Here is a 17,533-nt window from a genome sequence, read left to right as displayed (position 1 = left end):
ACTACGCCTCGCGCAGAGCCTGCAGGAGATGCGTCACAAGACGATCGTCCGAAGGCCTGCCGCTCGACTCCTCCTGGATGCGTTCGGCGATGAGGCCGGCCAGGGCCTCGGCGTCCTGTTCGTCCTTCGTGGTGTAGCTCGTACGGCCGAGCATGCTGGAGACGGTCTCCGGCGAGATCCCGGAGAACGAGTCGCTCGCGAAAACGCCAACCGGTCCAGCACCCGTGCCCGGAACGGAGGTATGGCCCAGGAGCATGTGGCAGAGCTCGTGCAGGATGATGTGGGCCCGGTGCATCGGACTCGTGGCATCCTCGACGAAGATGTGGTCGCCGATGTCCGTGGCGATCCAGACGCCGCAGGGAATTTCTTCTGCCGTCCTGTGGTCGATCGCATGAATGTGGAGCTTTCGATTCCGCTGCGCTGCGATGACCGAGCAGAAGCCCTCGATCGTAAAAGGCGTGGGGAGGTCCAGGCTGTCGGCGAGATCGCGCAGTGCCCGGTCGGTATCCCGAGTCTTCGACTTTCCCTTTGTGATGCGGCTGAATCTCATTGGTGCCCCGACCATGCTGAGCTGAGGTGTGCAGGCCCCCGTATTCGCGGAAGCTTGACCACCATATGACAACGGTAGCCATGGCCCTACTCGCTGTTGCGGACGAACTGCGGAGGCCAGCTGGCCAATGTTGCACTCAGCGACACCGAGCAGTGGAATTTCGGGCATATCGGGCGCCTGTGGCTGGACTGTGCGCCGCAGCGTGATCAATCCCGATGGCGGCGGTTATTCAACCGTTATCTGAGTAATTCCCCGTCGCGGCGAGGCTGTGGATGTGCCGGCTCAGGATTCCGGGGATTCTTGCGTCGGAAGTCCTTCGAGTGCCCGTGCCCGCTCGATGAAACCCTGCAGGACGCTGAGCGTCTCCGGCGACAGGCCGGATGCTCGCGTGGCGATGGTGCGCACATTGTTGTCGCGCATGGAAGCGAGGAGACTCAGCTCGGCCGCAGTCCGCTCTGCGCTCTCGTCGTCGAAGAAGTACGAGGGTCTGACTCCGAAGAACTGGGCCAATGCCTCGATTGTGTTCATCGTCGGGTTGGTCTTCGAGCCCGTGCGGAGCTGCTGGATCGCGCTCGCGGAGATCCCCTTGCTGTCGGACCCGGCGGCTTCCTTGATGCCGTCGGCAACCTCGGCGTAGGTGTAGGGACCGCGGCCGGCCGGGTGGACCGTGCGGAACAGGTGATCCAGCCGCTCGGCGAATCGTGCTCTGGTCATCCGCTGCTCCACCTCCCTGTGTCCGGCGATCCGGATTGGCCACTTCAGTGTGTGACATCCGCCCCCTCGGGCACAACTTCGCACACTGTAGTTGACGATGGCCATCCACTGCGGTGTACGTTGATCGGGAAGGCTTCGCCACTAAAGTGTTCGATACTTGGCGGGGCCGGGGGAAGCCAGAGCGGATCTTCTTCGGAGCTGTGCCCATGGCGCCGCTCCCGATCCAGCAGGACAACGGGGGAGGGGCCAGCGACGAACTGCGACCGCGCGGCGGCGACGCGCTGAAACGAGACCGGCGCCCCGGAGCTACCAACTCCTGGACGCCGGGCCGGCACATAGAAGGTGCCGATTCACGCAACGCGCGGACGGCTGGACTTTTCGACGAGGACAGCCGTACCGCGCCCACGAACACCGGAGTATTCCATGCCCGTCACACCTGACGGAACCTCGGCCTGCCCGGCCGCGGGACCTCGGCGGCGCCTTGCCGCCCCATGGAGCCGCTGACATGGCGCGCATCCGCACGATCAAGCCGGAGGCCTTCGTCTCCGAGTCCCTCGCCGAAGTGACCGTCGAGGCCGAGCGGACCTTCTTCGGCCTCCTCACCCAGGCCGACGACCACGGTCGCCACCGCGACAACGCGGCGATCGTCGCCGGCCTGCTGTGGCCGCTGCGGGCCGAGCACACCTCCGTCCACGTCGAGGACGACCTCCAGCAGCTCGCCGACGCGGGACTGATCTGCCGTTACACCGGTTGCGACGGCCGCCGATACCTCCACATCGTCACCTGGTTCGAACACCAGCGGATCGACAAGCCGAGCCAGTCCCGCCTGCCTGCGTGTCCCCAGCACCACGCGGCTGATCGGTGCGGACCCTGCAAGGGAACTTGCACCCGCCATGCCGAGGCGTCGCCGATCTCTCCCGGAGGGCTCGCCGAAGGCGTGCCGAACAATCCCCGGACCCTAGATCCACCCGTGGTACCCGCCGCCGCGGCTGTCGCATCCTGGGGCAAGGCCTCGGCCGTTCCACAGGACTCCCAGGCCGGTATCACCGGAACTCTCGAGACCCGGGTTCAGGAAGGCGCAGCTCAGGCCGCATGTGTGGAAGACTCCCCGAGGACTCCGCGAAGCCTCGCCGAAGGTTCGGCGCCTGGATCCAGGATCTTGGATCCTGGATCGTCGTCACCTACGGGGCGCATCGCGCCCGCCGCCACCGCCTCTGCCGGCGACTTGATCGCCGAATACGTCGCCGCCTGCCACGAACGTCCGCCGGGCGACGTGATCGGACACCTCGGCCGCATCACCAAGAAGCTCCTGGGCGAAGGAATCGCCCCCGAGTACGTTCGGGCCGGCCTCCGACGGTTCACCGAGATCCAGGGCCACCCCAGCCGCCTGCCGAGCCTGGTCAACGACGCGATGAACGCGCGATCCACCGATGCGGTACGGCAGGGGGCCCGGCACACCGTGCCCGCTCACCAGGCGTGGACGAACCCGATCGATGCCGGTGCCTACAGCGAGGAACTGTGATGCGACGTCACCGTGACCCGCAGACCCTCGCCGCTGGCGCTCCGCTGCTCGACCGGATGGCCCGGATCCTCGCCGAAAGGGGCATCGACCGGGCCGTGGTGGACGCCGTGCCCGACGAGGCCGAGCCGTACTCGGCGCTGGAGGCCCTGTCTGCCGGGATGATGCCGCGCTACCGGAACGCAGTCGCCGAGCATCCTCAGGTCCTGGCCTGGGTGCGGCAGGTCGCCGCCCAGGCCCTCGCCCCGAGCACCGGGGCCCGCCGCCAGGTCGCCACCGGCCCGAGCCTGCTGCTGGCCGGCGTGGTCGGCGCCGGGAAGACCCACGAGGCGTACGGCGCGGTCCGCGCACTCGTCCAGGCCGGCATCGGCGTGCGCTGGCGTGCGACCACGGCCGCAGACCTCTACGCCGAGCTGCGACCCAGGAGCGACACGGACAGCGAGCAGGTCCTGGCGACCTACAGCCGGGTGCCGCTGCTCATCCTCGACGACCTCGGCGCGGCCAAGTCGAGCGAGTTCGTCGAGGAGCAGACCTACCGGCTGATCAACCGCCGGTACAACCACATGCTGCCGACCTTGATCACCACGAACCTGCCGATCAAGGAGCTCAAGGCCTACCTCGGTGACCGCGTCACCTCCAGGCTCGCCCAGATGACCACCAGGGTCGAGTTCGAGCCGGTCGACCGCAGACGCTTCCAGCGCGCCTCCTGACCCGCCACTCGGCTGCGCCCGGCGTACAGCCCTGCCCTTCACCTACCCAGCGACCCCTCTCCGCCGACGCCGCTGCGCGCGGAGAGCGATCGGAGCAATCCGCATGACCACCACGACCGACCCCGCCCGCCACCGCTCCCTCGGCGACCACACCTGGCAGGACCAGGCCGCCTGCAACCCCGCCGAGTACAACCCCGTGGACCCGGGGATCTTCTTTCCCCGGCCGGAGGAGACCGACAAGATCGCAGCGGCCAAGGCGCTGTGCGCTCAGTGCCCCGTCCGCCGCACCTGCCTGGACGCCGCCCTGGAAGCGGGCGACACCCACGGCATCCGAGGCGGCCTCACCGAGGAGGAGCGCGACCCCCTGCACAGCGACCTGGCCAACCGGCTCGACTACAGCCGGGTCAACGCCGTCCTCGCCGGGCGCGACGTCCACCTCACCAAGGCCGAGCGCCGCGCGGTCGTTCTCGCCGGACACCGCCAAGGCATCACGGTCGGACGCCTCGCCTGGCTCCTGAAGATCACCGAGGAGCACGCGCTCAAGCTGTACCGCGAGACCCGCCGAGTTATCCGCCACCGTGAGATCGCCGAGCAGGCCACCCGGACCGCACCACCGACCGGTGGCACCGCCGGGCACCCGGTCCGCAACGACTTCGGGACCGCCGCGTGAGCACCACCGCCACCGGCGCCACCCCCGCACAGGTCACCGGCTGGGACCGGACCGTCGTCATCGCCCTCGGCGCCGCCGGCTGCGTACTGTCGTACGACGCGCTCCAGCAGATGGCGGCCGCGATCCACGTCCGGGGCTTCCTCACCTACCTGTTCCCGCTCGTGGTCGACGGCTTTATCGCCTACGGGGTACGGGCCCTTCTGGTGATGCGGGACGCACCGCTGCGGGCCCGCGCCTACGTGTGGCTGCTCTTCGGTTCGGCGACCACCGCCAGTTTGTGGGCGAACGCGCTGCACGCGGTCAGGCTCAATCAGCTGCATGCCGCCGACGGTGGTCTTCGGCTGGGCGACACGGTGGTTGCGGTGCTGTCCACCATTGCTCCGCTCGCCCTGGCCGGCGCCGTTCACCTGTACATCCTCATTGCCCGCAGACCGGTCACCCCGGCTGACCGGACGGCCGGGACGGACTCCGGCCAGCCCGCCTCCTCGGCCGTCCGGAGTGACCAGCCGACCACCGTGGCCGGGAGGGCGGACGGTGGTCACCGGGCCGCCGATAGTCCGGTCACCACGCCGCCGGCTGACCGGACGGCACTCGCCGGTCAGCAGGTCAGCAGTAGCCGGGGCACTGCTTCGGCTGCCCCGGCGAGCCCGAGTCCGGTCAGCCTGACCAAGACCGTTGAGCTGCGCGGTCATCCGGTCATTGCCCGGCCGGTCAGTGACCGACCAGGTCGAACCGGCACGGCGCCTGCCTCGGCGGTCGCCCGGACTGCACCTGCCGGTCAGCCGGTCGCTGGCGCGCAGGTCACCGACCTGGCCGACCAGGTGACTAGTGACCGCCGCACTGACCTGGACACGGAAGGACTGCTGGAGATCGCCCGCCAGGCGGTCAAGGAGGAGGAGAAACTGACCCGCAAAGTGGTCGCAAGCGCGATCCGAGGTCAGCAGATCCCGCTGTCCAGCGACACCTTGACCCAGTTGATGGCCCAACTTCGAGCCCAGCACGGGCAGCAGTCGGTCATCGCCGACCGGAACTGACCGACACCACGCGGCTGAGGTGACCTCGAGGTCACCCCAGCCGCTCACCACCCACTAACCTCACCGAACCGGAGCACCTCACCATGCGCACCACCCCCGCCACCTGGGCCGAGGCGGACTCCTGGCTGGCCGTCCTCCAGCAACACGGCCACCTCTACCGCGTCGAAACCGGTCCCGACGGCGCCCGGAGTGTCCAGCGCGGCCAGCGCTCTCGTCCTTGGACCCTTCACCACCCAGTCCTCGCAATCGACTTCGTCGAGGACCTCGTCCGCGACATCCGCTGGCACGACACCGAAGCCAGCCGGTGACCGCCGCCGGCCTTGATGGCACCACCCCCGGACCGGGGCGTGACCGCGATCGGGCTCCTGGCGGAGCAAGTTGTGGGGTAAGGAGTCCTTACCCCGCTCCCGCCCCGAACGGGGCGGGAACTCCCCGGTCGTCGGCGGACCCAGGGGGGTCCGCCGACGACCGGGGAGCTGGCCCAGGGGTGCCGACGACAGGGAAGGAACAGCAGCAGCCGCCGACCGCCGAAGTCGTCCGCGCAGCCATCCGTCGCCGCCTTCGCCAGAGCGCCCCGCGCACCAACCGCGTCTGCCCCCGCTTCAGTAATACCGAGTGGGCCCTCCTTCAGCGCGCCGCCGAGCAGACCCACCTCGCCCCCGGCAGCTTCACCGCCGCGGCCACCCTCGCCGCCGCGGCCAGCACCGACCCGAACGCCGCCGTCGCCGACTACCGGCGCGGCATCCAGGAACTCATGGAGTCCAACCGCCAGCTCGGGGCCGTCGGCAACAACCTCAACCAGATCGCCCACCACGCCAACGCCGGAGGCCCGATCGGTCCCGACCTCCGAGAGCTTCTGCGACGCGTCGAAGCCTCCATCGGCGCAGTCGACGAGGCGGTCGCCTGGATGGTTCGCCGGTGATCCCGAAGATCCGTACCGGCACGGGTGGGACCTACGGCCTGATCCGCTACCTGTTCGGGCCGGGCAAACGCGACGAGCACACCGACCAGCACCTCGTGGCCTCCTGGAACAACTTCGCCCCCGACCCCGGCCGCAACGCCCACCACACCATCGCCCAGCTCGCCGCCCAACTCGACCAGCCCGTCAAGGCCATCGGCGACCGCGCGCCGACCACCACCATCTGGCACTGCTCGGTACGCGCCGACCCCGGCGACCGCCACCTCGACGACACCGAGTGGGCAGCCATCGCCCGCCGCATCGTCCAAGCCACCGGCATCGCCCCTGACGGCGACACCACCGCCTGCCGCTGGGTCGCCGTCCGCCACGCCGACGACCACATCCACATCGCCGCAACCCTGGTCCGCCAAGACGGCCGCCTCGCCGGCCTCAGCTTCGACCGTCGCAAGGCCCAGGCCGAGGCCCGCCTCATCGAGAAGGAGTACGGCCTGCGACAGCTCATCCCCGGGGACGGCACCGCTGCCAAGACCCCTACCAGCCAAGAACGCTTCAAAGCTGAGCGCACCGGCCGCACCGAAACCCCGCGCGAGACCCTGCGTGAAGCCGTTCGCCAGGCCGTTGCCGGAGCCGCTACCGAAGCCGAGTTCTTCACGCGCCTGCGGGAGGCTGGCCTTCGGGTCAAACTGCGACACGCACCCTCCGGTAACGCCCTCGGCTACAACGTTGCCCTGCCCGGCGACCGCAACGCGAACGGGGGACCCGTTTGGTTCGCCGGAAGCACCCTTGCCCCCGATCTTTCCCTGCCACGGATCCGCCGCCGCATTGAGGTCGGACCAGCTGCCGACACTCCGGAGCCCAGCAACCGGGCGGCCCGCACCGACCGTTCTGCACCCGCGCGCCGTCGCCGTGAGGCCACCGTCGTTGCTGAGCGAGCCGTCACCGCCCTCGACCAGGACGACGACGCGGCCGCTGCCCAGCTCGTCGGCGCAGGCGAACTCCTCGATGCCCTCGCACAAACCTCCCCGGCTGTCACCCGAGCTGAACTCCGAGACGCCGCACGGGCCTTCGAACGTGCCACCCGCAGCCACATCCGTGCGGAAAACGCCGACATCCGTGCCCTACGATCGGCCGCCCGCGGAATCGTCCACGCGGGCGGCGCGCTCGGCCGAGGCGAAGACGGCGGGGCCACCGCCATGGTCCTGTCCATCCTCGTCCTGCTCGCCCTGGCCGCCGCCCGCTGGCACTCCGCCCGAGGCCACGCCCAGCAGGCCGCCGCCTCCCACCAAGCCGCCCAACACCTGCGCGCCGCCTACCAGCAAGCCGCCGCCAGCCCGATGCGGACGATGCGCGGAAACGGGCGCGCCCTGCCCAAGAGTGAGCGGTGCCGCTATGAGGCCACCCTTCGCGCCGCCCTCGGCGAGCCAGCGTCCGCGGCAGGACAGGTACGCGAGTACGACGCTCTGGCCGCCGTACTCGCGGAAGCCGAGCAGGCCGGCCACGACCCCCAGGCGCTGCTGGTGGAAGCCACCTCCTGGCGGGAACTCGGTACCGCCCGCAGCACCTCCGACGTCCTCGTCTGGCGCATCCGTCGAATCGCAGAGCTGCCCGCCGACCCCTCCTGGTCACGCACGGAGGGGGCCGATGGTCGGCGAACCAGCACCGACCAGCGCGCATCGACACCCGCACTGCCACGTCAGTATCGACCCGGTCCACCACTGAGCCAGGCCGTCCGGCACCGCGCCAGTGACCGACCGGGCCGGGTGGATATTGCTCTCCACCCGGCCCAAAACCCTCAGCACCCCGGTCCGCCGGGTGGTACTCAAAGACCCGCACCGCGAATGGAGAGCCCGTGACCAGAACCACCCAGCAGACCCCTGCCTCGACTGCGGCCGACGGCACGGACCCGGCCGCCGATCCGCTCCTGCAACTGCAGTACGAAACCCAGCCACCCAGTGGACCGGAGGCCGTCCGCCTCGCACAGTGCCCGACCGAACTGGCGCTGCGTGGCATCCCAGTGACCTGCCCCACCTGCAGGGCCGGGCGCGACTGGCTGCTGATCAGCTACCGCCGCAACGTCTGGATCCGCTGCCGCTGTGGGGCCGAATGGCTGGAGCCGGAGATCACCCACCGGGACTTCGACGTCATGGTCACCGATCCGACCTGGACGCAGTACCGCACCCTTGCTGAAGCCCGAATCGCTCTCGGCTTCGACGGAATCTTCGCTGGGCTCTACCTTGGGTAGACGCTGTCATGTATTGACCTGAAACGGTAGGGGTTCTGGGTCGTTGAACACCGCGTGAGTGAACTGGTGTGGGATGCACGGCACTTGTCGCCGTCGGCGCAGGAAGCGCTGCGGCTGCGGGCAGTGGCCGCGCTGGTCGAGGGGCGGGACCGCGAGGACGTCGCGGCGGTGTTCAAGGTCTCGCTGAAGGCGGTGGACGGCTGGTGGGCGAAGTGGCTGGCCGGCGGGCGTGAGGCGCTGATCGGGCGTCCGCGTGGGCGGCGGGCCGGGGAACATCAGGTGCTGTCCGAGGCCGAGCAGGCCGCGGTGCGGCAGGCCGTGCTCGACCACCCGCCCTGTCAGCTGGGGCTTGCCGGGCAGCTGTGGACGCGCTCCCAGGTGGGTGCGCTGATCGCGAAGCTGCATGGGGTCCACCTGACGGAGCCGGGGGTGGGCAAGTACCTGCGCCGCTGGGGGCTGTCGTTCCAGCGCCCGGACAAACGGGCCGTCGAGCAGAATCCCGAGGCGGTGCGCGGCCGGCTGGAGGAGACCTGGCCGGCGATCCGCGCGAAGGCGAAGGCCGAGGACGCCGAGGTGCTCTTCGCCGACCAGGTCGGCATCCGCTCCGACCAGGTCACCGGCCGGACCTGGGGCGCCAAGGGGCGGACCCCGATCGTGCGCCGGACCGGGAACCGCTTCTCGGTCAACGCGATGTCCGCGATCAGCACCAAGGGCCGCATGTACTTCATGGTCTTCACCGAGACCTTCGACGCGCAGGTCATGTGCCGCTTCCTCGACCGGCTTGCCGGCCACTTCGACCGCAAGATCCACCTCGTCGTGGACCGCCACTCGGCCCACCGCAGCAAGAAGGTCCGCGCCTGGCTGGCCGACCATGCCGACCGGGTCGAGCTGCACTTCCTGCCGTCGTACTCGCCCGAGCTCAACCCGGACGAACTGGTCAACGCCGACCTCAAGCGCAGCCTGCCCATGAGCCACCGGGCCCGGAACCAGGCCGAACTGGCAGCCGAAGCCCGACGCTTCTTCCACCGACGCCAGTGCCAGCCCCACATCGTCCGCGGCTACTTCCACGGTCCGCACGTGCGCTACACCCTCGACGAGAACCAATTGAGTTTCTGATCAATAGAAGCGACCTTTTTCGTCGGCTGTGGTGGCGATTGAGTAGATGCGCAGAACGGCCTTGCAGAGGATTTTCAACCTCTGCAAGGCCGTTCCATGGTTTCTCAGGGGCAGGATCCGTCGACCGAGGCGTCGAGATCGATCGACACGGACGAGGGAACCACGGTCACCACCGTATTGCTTTCCCAGCTCCCGAAGGACTTCTGGAGCTGTACCGAGTACCCGGACGAGCCGGGCTGGTTTGTGAAGACCGTATGCCAGCCGGCAGCCTGCGCCAGGGCCTGTACCTTCTCCGCCGAAAGGGGCGGGTGATTGCCCTGGAACATTGCTTCCAGGGTGGGTGCTTCCAGCCCGTCCGGAGTGTCACGGCACTGCATCCGGGACATGGAGGGAGTGAGGCCGAGGTACTTCCCGACCTCGGGCACAAGCGCATCCTGCTGGAGTACATCCAGTCTGGCATTCGCCGTCTGCGAGGGGTACTCCGTGACATCGGACCGGTAGAAGACCCACCAGCCGGCGCTCAGCAGCACAATGACGGGGATGCCAAGGATCGCACTGAGGCGGACCGCCTTCATGGCCCTCATCACCAGCATCCGCGGTACCACTGGGACCTGTCGTACTGCTGGAGCCAGACGGCGCCGGCGCAGGTCCAGTAGGCGGCGGTCCGGAACACGTACTGCTCGGCCGCCCTGCCACGGAGGCCTCGCCGCTTGGCGTCCAGACCGATCCAGATTCCGGTCTCGTTGTTCCAGTTGGCCATTTGGCGATCTTTTTCCTTGTTGCTGCTGTAGTCCTCGTGTCGTTGGCCGACGCCCCGGGCACTGTTCGGCCCCTCGTGCAGGGTTACGAGAGCCATCCAGAACACGTGCTGGAAGGCATCACCGTAGCTGCGGTGGTCGGTGCTTCCGAAAATGTTCACCGCCACGTGAGCGGCCACGTACGCGTCACCATACATGGATTGGCAAATGCGCCACCGGGAGGGCCAACCGCACCAGCGGGCTTCCACGGTGGTCATTCGACCGCCCAGCGTCGTGCCGGAGAGACCAGCGTCATCGTACTGGTTGAGTGGATCGGCGTTGGCGTAGTCGTATGCGCTGGCGCTGCCGCCGCTGATCGGGTCGGTCTGAAGGAAGCGACCAGTGCTCGGCGAGTAGAGACGGGCGCCCATCAGGAGATCGCCGGACGGCGTTTCACCGGAGCGCATCGACTCGCCGCGCCAGCCGTACCGCACCGCCTGCGTCCCGGCGATGCGGTTGCCGAACTCGTCAGTCAGTGAGAAGGTCACGCTTCCGCTGCCGAGCGGGAGGATCATCGACACGTCGCCGTGCAGGTTGGTCAGCTGGAGGGCAATGGCGCCCGTGGCCGAGGAGAAGGTGGCGGAGAGCGCCGATTCGAGATCGGTGACGTTCGAGGTGTAGGCGCTGGTTCCGGTGTCCTCGACGGTCCAGCTGGGGGAGTCTCCCATTCTGTTGTAGTGGCTCACTCGCGAGCTGGTCTGGGCCCAGGTGCCGGAGGTGTTCGACTCTCCGAGGGCGGACTTGATTCGGCCGGCCGGGTCGAGCTGCCAAGTGGTGCGGCTGTTCCCCTTGGTCTGCTGGTAGACCAGGTCGGTGGTGTAGTACGACGTCGCCGTGGTGTCCGGTTCGACGGTGGTCCGGCCGAAGGCGTCGTACGCGTAGCCGGCGTCGACCAGTCGGTCAGCGCTGTCGTAACTGTGGGTCGCGGTGGTACCGCCGGCGGTCGGACAGGCCGCCCCGGTGCTCCCGCTGGCCGTCGTCAGGCTGGTGCGGTTGGAGTTGCGATCGAAGCTGTACCGGCGGACGGTGCAGGTGCCGACGGCCGCGCTGATGACGGTCTCGGCTGCGCTGGCAAGGCGGGCGCCCTGGTCGTAGGTGTAGTTGTCGTTCAGACCCAGGCCACCGGAGGTGGACAGGGAGCGGGTGACCTCCGAGCCGTGGCCGGAGAAGCTGGCCTGGTCGGAGACCAGCACGTTGCCGGAGCCATCGGTGTACGTGCGCGACAGGGTCTTGCCGGTCTCGTCCGTTGCGATGGTCAGATTGACGGAGCCAGGCAGTGTTTCGGTGACGAGGATGCCGTCGGCGTCGTAGACGCCAGTGAAGGTGCCGACGTGCGAATCCGTCTTGGACGTGAGCAGGCCGCGGGGGTCCTTGCTGGTGTCGTAGGTATAGGTGATGGTGGTCGGGGCCGAGTCCGTGACCTGAGTGATGCGGTCCAGCGAGTCGTACCTCGTGGCTGCGGTGTTACCGCTGGCATCCGAGTAGCTGGTGATGCGACCGAGGAGGTCGTAGGACTGGCGGACAGTCGCTCCGTCCGGGGTTGAGCTCTGGGTGATCCGCCCGTTGGTCGTGTCGTAGGTGCTGGTCGGGGTCTGCGTGGTCTGGCCGACGCCACCGGTGACGGCACTGGTGACCAGACGGTCACCTGCGTCATAGGAGTTGGTCGTGGTACGGGTGACGCCGTTGGCAGTCTCGGTGACTACCGCCGGGAGACCGTCCCGCGTGTAAGTGATGGTGGTACTGACCCGCTGCGTGGGGTTGGAGCCTCCGCCCGTGATGGCACCGGCCGGCGCCGTGGTGCAGAGCAAGTCGGCCCATTCAGGATGGCCGCCGCAAGGCGCCGCGCCTGCCGCCGAGTAGTAGGTAGACAGAGTGGTCCCGGCATCGGTCCCGTTCGAAGCGGGCTGCGAGGCCGAGACGACCTGGCCAGAGCCGTTGTACGCAGTCACCGAGGTGATTGCCAGACCGGACGGGTCAATGACGACCTGCACCGGCTTGCCGAGCGCCCAATCGTACGCCGTGGTGGTGGTTCGGGTGTCGGCATCAGATGCGTAGCCGGTGATGGCGACTCCGGTGACGGCGCGGGTGATCTGGTTGGACACCGTCGCCGAGCCGTCGGTGGGACGGCCTTCGTCAAAGGTGTTGTGAGTGTGCGCCCGGCCGGAGACCACCGCACCTGCCCCCAGCGCACCGGAAGAACCGGAGGCTGCGACATCGTGTTCCAGCGTGATGCGATGGATCGGGCCGTAGGTGTCGGTCTCACGCTGGCCGCTGCTGTCGAAGACATGCTGGTTCGACAATTGGACGGCACGTTGAGCGGTGGTCAGTGACGCCAATCCGAGAGCATTGAGCTCGGCATTGGTGCTGTCAGCCAGCGCCAGTTCACGGTTGCCCGCGCCGAGCTCGCGTACCAGGTTGCCCGTGGTGTCGTACTCGGCGGTGGTGATGTGCCCACCGGGCACGGCCAGATTGACCTCGCGACCGTCGACGTTCAGGTAGTGAACGCTTGCGCGGCCGTAGGAGCCTGAGGTGAGCCCGCTGCCGGTGTTGCTCGACGGCACCTGGTCGGCCGGGAAGACTGCCGTGGCATCGGTGGGCACATCGGTCTGGGCCCAGGCTCCGACATCGGAGCTGCCCATTGCGTACGGGCCACCCGCACCAGTGCTCAACGGTACGTCGTAGACCACAGTGGTCGCTGCCGTGCCGTTGGTGATCGAATTGGATCCGGGAAGCAGCGTCGCGCGCGAGACGTTCAGCAAGCGGCCTGCATTGGTGTCGCCGGAGCTGCCAGCGGTGCCGTAGGTGAAGTTCCAGGGCAGCTCGCCGGGCGGTGTCACCGAGCCTACTCTGCCGGCAGCATCGTAGCTGTACGCCGTGACCAGGTTCGGGCTGACCCGTGGGTCCCAGACCTGACGGAGCATACCGGTGCTGTCGTAGGCGTACCGGGCAATGACCGTCGCGGTCTCGATGCCGGTTTGAGGATCGGTCAGCCAGAGGCTCACCTGGTTGACCTGGCCTGCGAAGTCGCCGAACGAGGCACCCGCAGTGGTGGTGTTCGCGTAGCCGTACTCGAGGACACGGCAGCCGGCCGCGGGAGTGGACGGAGTCAGGCAGGAGCTGTTGATGTCACTGAGGGCCGAAGTGGGTGCGGCGACCCTGCTCGGGCGAACCAACGTCGTGCTGCCGGACGTAACCGAATCAAAACGGAAGAGTGTTCCTTGGCCGCCGGTCGGGGTGGTGGACCGAAGAGTCCAGACTCCCGCGGAAGCGGCAGACTTGGCGAAGACCGACGTGGTCCCGCTGAGATCCACCAGAGTGAACTGGTCGGTCGAGCCGTTGTAGGAGAGCTGGTATGCCTCGGAGCCCGGCTCGGGGGCCCAGGTGCCGTCACTTTCCTTCGTGAAGGAGACCTCACCGCTGCCGGTCATGACAAGCTGAACTGCGGAAGCCGTCACCGGCCGGATCTCGGTGTAGTCGACGGTGGCGTCCGTCGTGCCACCGAGGCTCCACTGCGGCCCGAAGGGCGCCACCTGCCCGATAGGGGCACCTCCAGCAGGGTTGCGGGAGGAAGCGGTGCGGTTCACAGCAAGACCGAAAGCGCCACCGTCCTCGCCGAGCAGCACGTAGTCGCCGGTCGACAGGTTGAGCGAGCCCGGCCCGATCTTGCTGCTCACCGCGCGGGATTCTTTGCGATCGAGAGTGAAGGTGACCGGTGAGGAGTCGAACACCACTGAGGCGCTGTCGGTGAACTCACCACGCAACTGCACTGAGCCGTCGTCGCCGAGCGTGCCGGCGACATCCCAGACCAGGGCAGGGGAGGAGCCGTTGGTCATGGTCACTGGCCAGCCACTCAGCGGATTGCCGTCCTTGACCACCTTGCCCACTGGAACATCCGTCCAGGCATCGGAATCAGACCGGCGGTACTGGAACTTGACGTTCTGCGTGGTGGTCGGACCTGCCGCGGTCAGAGTGACCCGGCGATCGGTCCGGTCGCCGGGCGATGGCGAGGTGACTGCACCTGCACCTGCATTGAAGTGATAGGTGGTCGAGGCGGAGAGGTTGCCCGCCAGGTCACGCGTGGAGACGATGAGGGCGTGCGGGCCGTCCCACGGCGGGGCAGCCGAGACGGTGACAGCGGAGCCGGTGGTGGCGGCGAACGACTGGGTTCCGGCGTCGAGCTGCCAGACGACACCGCTCGTGTCGGAGCCGCCAGACGGCGGAGTGATGGTGAAGTTACCCGCCTGGCCTGCTCCCTTGCCCCAGCCGTCCGCCGGGTAGTCGGCAGAGGTGACGGTCGGGCTGCCCGGGTTGGTGCTGTCGACGGTGAAGACAAGCCCGTTCGGGACGGTCTGTCGTGACCACAAGGATCCGTCATAGCCCCATGGCCAGGCCGTGTAGGTGTGGCCGTCGATCAGCTTGCCTGCGGGGACCTGGGCGCTGGACAGGCCTCCGGAGGCGGTCCAGGACCCGTTCAGGTTGGCGATGATCTGCGTGTTGCCCCCGCCGGTGGTGTCGTAGACGTTCCACCGCGCCATCACGTTGCCGCCGTCGGCGTCGGCAACCGTGGCCTGCAGTTGAGGGGTGGTGGTGTTGCTGTACAGCTTGGTGCCCGAGGTGACGCCCGGCGCCGCGGTCGGTGCGGAGGACATCGGGTACGAGTTGTAGGTCACGGACAGGTACGGCACGTTGCTGGCGGCGTTGGCCGAATTGAACCGCTTCCAGCTGTTGGAGTCGGCCTCGTTGGTCGCCCGCAGGCCGATGTTGGCGTAGTTGTAGCCGTGGTCACCTGCGTACTGCAGGAACGCGCTCGGATCGATCGAGACCCAGCCTGCGGGAATGGAGCCGCCGCAAGACGACGGGTACCCCTTGGTCTGGGTGGTCGATGCGTACTTCGTTGTCCAGGTCGGCTGGTTGGTCCAGACAGTGGAGATGTCCGCTGCTCCGGTCTGCCAGAGCTCCCATGAGGTCTGAAGACAGTTGGACGACCAGTTCTCGTACAAGTTGAGCGACGAGGAGAGGATCTTCGTGTTGATCAGCTGCTGCATCGGGAACTGCAGGAACGAGCGGGCCACGTCGGCACCGCCGTTGTAGGTGCCGAGCTTGAGCTCCGTGTTGGTGTACTGAGGCGTCGAGTAGCTGATCTGCGCGAAGGTGTCGATCACCGAGGACAGGCTGACGGAGGGATCCACCGTGACGGGGTACTTCGTAGCCGGGTCCGCCAGGAACTTCGCGTCCGGGGTAAGGGTGAGGTTCACCGTGTCACCGGACTGCTTCATCGTCATCGCAACCGGCGCCTGATGCTTGTGTTCCAGGGACTTGGCGTCAACCGCGGCGTCCCACATGTACGGCGCAGGGATGGATCCGGCCGCTCTGCCCTCGGAGTCGGTGAAGGTGATCGAGCCGTTCTTGTCCTGCTTGGCCTTCAGGCCCTTGGCGGATATTGGGATCGTCACCTGGTAGCCGGCTGCCGGGCGCGACCTGAGGACAACGTTCTGCTCGAATCCGGAGCGGGTTGCTTGCACGGTGACGTCCGTGCCCGGGGTGACGTCGGCATAGGTTGCCGTATCACCCTTGAGACTCGGTTTCGGCAAATTGCCCTTCCAGCCCACCGACACCTGGTGCACTCCATTGCCCTGCACGGCCAGGATGGCGTCCTTGCCACCGCCTGCCAGCTTGAGCCCCTTGGCGTGTCCCCGTGGTGCGACCGATCCGTCGGAGCCGGCTTTCAAGGTGGTGTCCACATCCACCCACTGGCCGTCGCGCTTGAACCGGATCGGCAGGGCGTACGACTCGGTGGTCAGTGTTCCGTTGGGATTGGCCCATGTCCTGGACTGCTCAGCAGCCTCTCCGAGCACCTCGACCCGAGCCTTGCGCAGGCGCGCAGTGGCGATGGCCGAGGGGACGTCAAGAGCGGTCAGCGCTTCAGCGACCTGCTTGGCCTGCGTGGACGTACCACTCGTCCCCTTCCCTCCCGACGCCGCGACAGAAGCGGTCGCAGTAAGCGCAGCCGTTCCCTCGACTACCAGCATGAGTGCCACGGCACCGGCGATCTGCCGCAGCCAGCGTGGTGTGGCGCCGGACGAGCCGCCGGTGGGGCGGCCCATTCTTGGCTTCATTGAGTCTTCTCCTCGGTTCTCGTCTCAGACGGATGGGTCCCAGACGCGGGAGAAACGTAGATCATCGGATGGTCCGTCAGATGCACTCGGATCGGGCTCGCGGGACTCAGTAAATTACTGACTGGTTGTCAGAGTAGTGATTTGCCGTCGAACGACCTTGATGTGTGGAGGGTTTCGCTGATGGTCGCTGACCTTTCGGGATGGGGTCGCGATCTGATTGTGGTGAAGTCTTGATGAAATCGTCACAGGGTCGGAAGGGGAGGGATGTGAGCTGGAGGCCATGCCGTCCTATCAGGGATGATTCCTCGGGAGGTGGACAATCGTGTGCGGAATGGTGCAACAGGGAGAATGAGTTCATCGGGGACGAACCGCGCGGAAGCGGCGATCACTCAGAGTGCGGACCAGTCCTTGAGGTGGTGGCATTCCTGGCCGCGCATGGCGCCGAGGTAGACGACGGCAGTATTGAATGGTGCTCGGATCGTAGGTGGTGCTGATGGTTTCAGCCGAAGCGATCGTCGGGGCGAATCAGTGCTGGACCGAGCTTCCGCCGAATGAAGCAGTTCACGCCAGTGACAGCGGAACGTGCGGTGGCGGGTTCCCGACCCGGCTATCCACCACGGTCAAGCCGTGGACTGCTTGGCCGCTATCGCCGGTTCGGGAGGGGCTGAGGCGGGCTGGCTGCGGCCATCGGGGCGGGTGGAGCGGCAAGGAGACTGGATGGGTGCATGGCCTGCGCTGAGCGGGCGGTGGCGGCCTGGATACGGCCGTTGGACGGTCCGGCTTCGTTCTTGAGTGCGGCTTCGCGGGCGTCGATGATGTGGCGGATCGTTCGTAGAGCGGTGTTGCTCTCGGCGTAGGCGGTCCGCAGCGCGGACGCGGATTCGGTGATCCGGTCGAGGTCGTAGAAGGCGGGGACGTGGCCGGGCCGGGTGAGAGCGTGCAGGCGCTCTTGGTGCACGGCAGCTGAGTTGGCGACGATGTTGAGCAGGCTCCGGCTGTGCATCGCCGCTCGTAGCAGTGGGTCCTCGACGGGCCGGCGGATCGCGGCCTTCTCCAGCTCGGCGATGGGCCGGCCCCAGGCCTTCTCGATCATCGCGTCCGCGTGGTTGGGAGGGGTGGTGTCGGACATGACGTCCTCCAAGCTAC

General features: G+C 67.6%; 14 protein-coding genes. 9 read left to right on the top strand and 5 right to left on the bottom strand.

The window, feature by feature from the left end:
- Position 1 precedes the first annotated feature (1 nt).
- Both AB0M03_RS21320 and AB0M03_RS21315 read right to left on the bottom strand, forming a co-directional pair.
- On the bottom strand, positions 2-550 hold the full coding sequence (locus AB0M03_RS21320; RefSeq protein ID WP_363493165.1) for a hypothetical protein: 549 nt from the start codon (positions 548-550) through the stop codon (positions 2-4).
- A gap of 282 nt (positions 551-832) precedes the next feature.
- On the bottom strand, positions 833-1,264 hold the full coding sequence (locus AB0M03_RS21315) for a helix-turn-helix transcriptional regulator (RefSeq protein ID WP_363493163.1): 432 nt from the start codon (positions 1,262-1,264) through the stop codon (positions 833-835).
- A 505-nt stretch (positions 1,265-1,769) separates the two neighbouring features.
- On the opposite strand from AB0M03_RS21315, the gene AB0M03_RS21310 reads away from it, so the two are divergent.
- The 9 genes from AB0M03_RS21310 to AB0M03_RS21270 all read left to right on the top strand — a co-directional run bounded on the left by AB0M03_RS21310 (position 1,770) and on the right by AB0M03_RS21270 (position 9,474).
- Positions 1,770-2,786, top strand: a complete 1,017-nt coding sequence (locus AB0M03_RS21310; protein WP_363493161.1) for a hypothetical protein — start codon at positions 1,770-1,772, stop codon at positions 2,784-2,786.
- Positions 2,786-3,493, top strand: a complete 708-nt coding sequence (locus AB0M03_RS21305; protein WP_363493159.1) for an ATP-binding protein — start codon at positions 2,786-2,788, stop codon at positions 3,491-3,493. The genes AB0M03_RS21310 and AB0M03_RS21305 overlap by 1 nt, the downstream gene beginning before the upstream one ends.
- A 103-nt stretch (positions 3,494-3,596) precedes the next feature.
- Positions 3,597-4,163: a WhiB family transcriptional regulator gene (locus AB0M03_RS21300; RefSeq protein WP_363493157.1), complete on the top strand. Its 567-nt coding sequence runs from the start codon at positions 3,597-3,599 to the stop codon at positions 4,161-4,163.
- Positions 4,160-5,197 carry a DUF2637 domain-containing protein gene (locus tag AB0M03_RS21295; protein WP_363493155.1) on the top strand — a complete coding sequence of 346 codons (1,038 nt, stop codon included), beginning with the start codon at positions 4,160-4,162 and terminating at the stop codon, positions 5,195-5,197. Before AB0M03_RS21300 ends, AB0M03_RS21295 begins: the two co-directional genes overlap by 4 nt.
- Before the next feature lie 83 nt (positions 5,198-5,280).
- Positions 5,281-5,505 carry a hypothetical protein gene (locus tag AB0M03_RS21290; RefSeq protein WP_363493153.1) on the top strand — a complete coding sequence of 75 codons (225 nt, stop codon included), beginning with the start codon at positions 5,281-5,283 and terminating at the stop codon, positions 5,503-5,505.
- A 179-nt stretch (positions 5,506-5,684) separates the two neighbouring features.
- Complete coding sequence (locus AB0M03_RS21285; RefSeq protein WP_363493151.1) at positions 5,685-6,119, top strand: MobC family plasmid mobilization relaxosome protein; 435 nt, start codon at positions 5,685-5,687, stop codon at positions 6,117-6,119.
- On the top strand, positions 6,116-7,969 hold the full coding sequence (locus AB0M03_RS21280) for a mobilization protein (protein WP_363493149.1): 1,854 nt from the start codon (positions 6,116-6,118) through the stop codon (positions 7,967-7,969). The genes AB0M03_RS21285 and AB0M03_RS21280 overlap by 4 nt, the downstream gene beginning before the upstream one ends.
- Positions 7,966-8,358, top strand: a complete 393-nt coding sequence (locus tag AB0M03_RS21275) for a hypothetical protein (RefSeq protein WP_363493148.1) — start codon at positions 7,966-7,968, stop codon at positions 8,356-8,358. The genes AB0M03_RS21280 and AB0M03_RS21275 overlap by 4 nt, the downstream gene beginning before the upstream one ends.
- 54 nt (positions 8,359-8,412) lie before the next feature.
- Positions 8,413-9,474 carry an IS630 family transposase gene (locus AB0M03_RS21270; protein ID WP_363493146.1) on the top strand — a complete coding sequence of 354 codons (1,062 nt, stop codon included), beginning with the start codon at positions 8,413-8,415 and terminating at the stop codon, positions 9,472-9,474.
- 104 nt (positions 9,475-9,578) lie between these two features.
- On the opposite strand, the gene AB0M03_RS21265 is transcribed toward AB0M03_RS21270, so the two are convergent.
- The 3 genes from AB0M03_RS21265 to AB0M03_RS21255 all read right to left on the bottom strand — a co-directional run bounded on the left by AB0M03_RS21265 (position 9,579) and on the right by AB0M03_RS21255 (position 17,516).
- Positions 9,579-10,049 (bottom strand): hypothetical protein, encoded by a 471-nt coding sequence (locus tag AB0M03_RS21265; protein WP_363493144.1) that lies wholly within the window; start codon positions 10,047-10,049, stop codon positions 9,579-9,581.
- Positions 10,050-10,057: 8 nt separating this feature from the next.
- On the bottom strand, positions 10,058-16,375 hold the full coding sequence (locus tag AB0M03_RS21260) for an RHS repeat-associated core domain-containing protein (RefSeq protein WP_363493142.1): 6,318 nt from the start codon (positions 16,373-16,375) through the stop codon (positions 10,058-10,060).
- Between the two features lie 655 nt (positions 16,376-17,030).
- Entirely contained in the window at positions 17,031-17,516 is a 486-nt protein-coding gene (locus tag AB0M03_RS21255) for a hypothetical protein (protein ID WP_363493140.1), read from the bottom strand.
- Positions 17,517-17,533 lie beyond the last annotated feature (17 nt).

The organism is Kitasatospora sp. NPDC051914 (assembly GCF_040680995.1).
In the GTDB taxonomy this organism is placed as follows: Bacteria; Actinomycetota; Actinomycetes; order Streptomycetales; family Streptomycetaceae; genus Kitasatospora.
The sequence above is the reverse complement of the archived record's forward strand: the minus strand, read 5'-3'. Positions and strand labels throughout refer to the sequence as shown.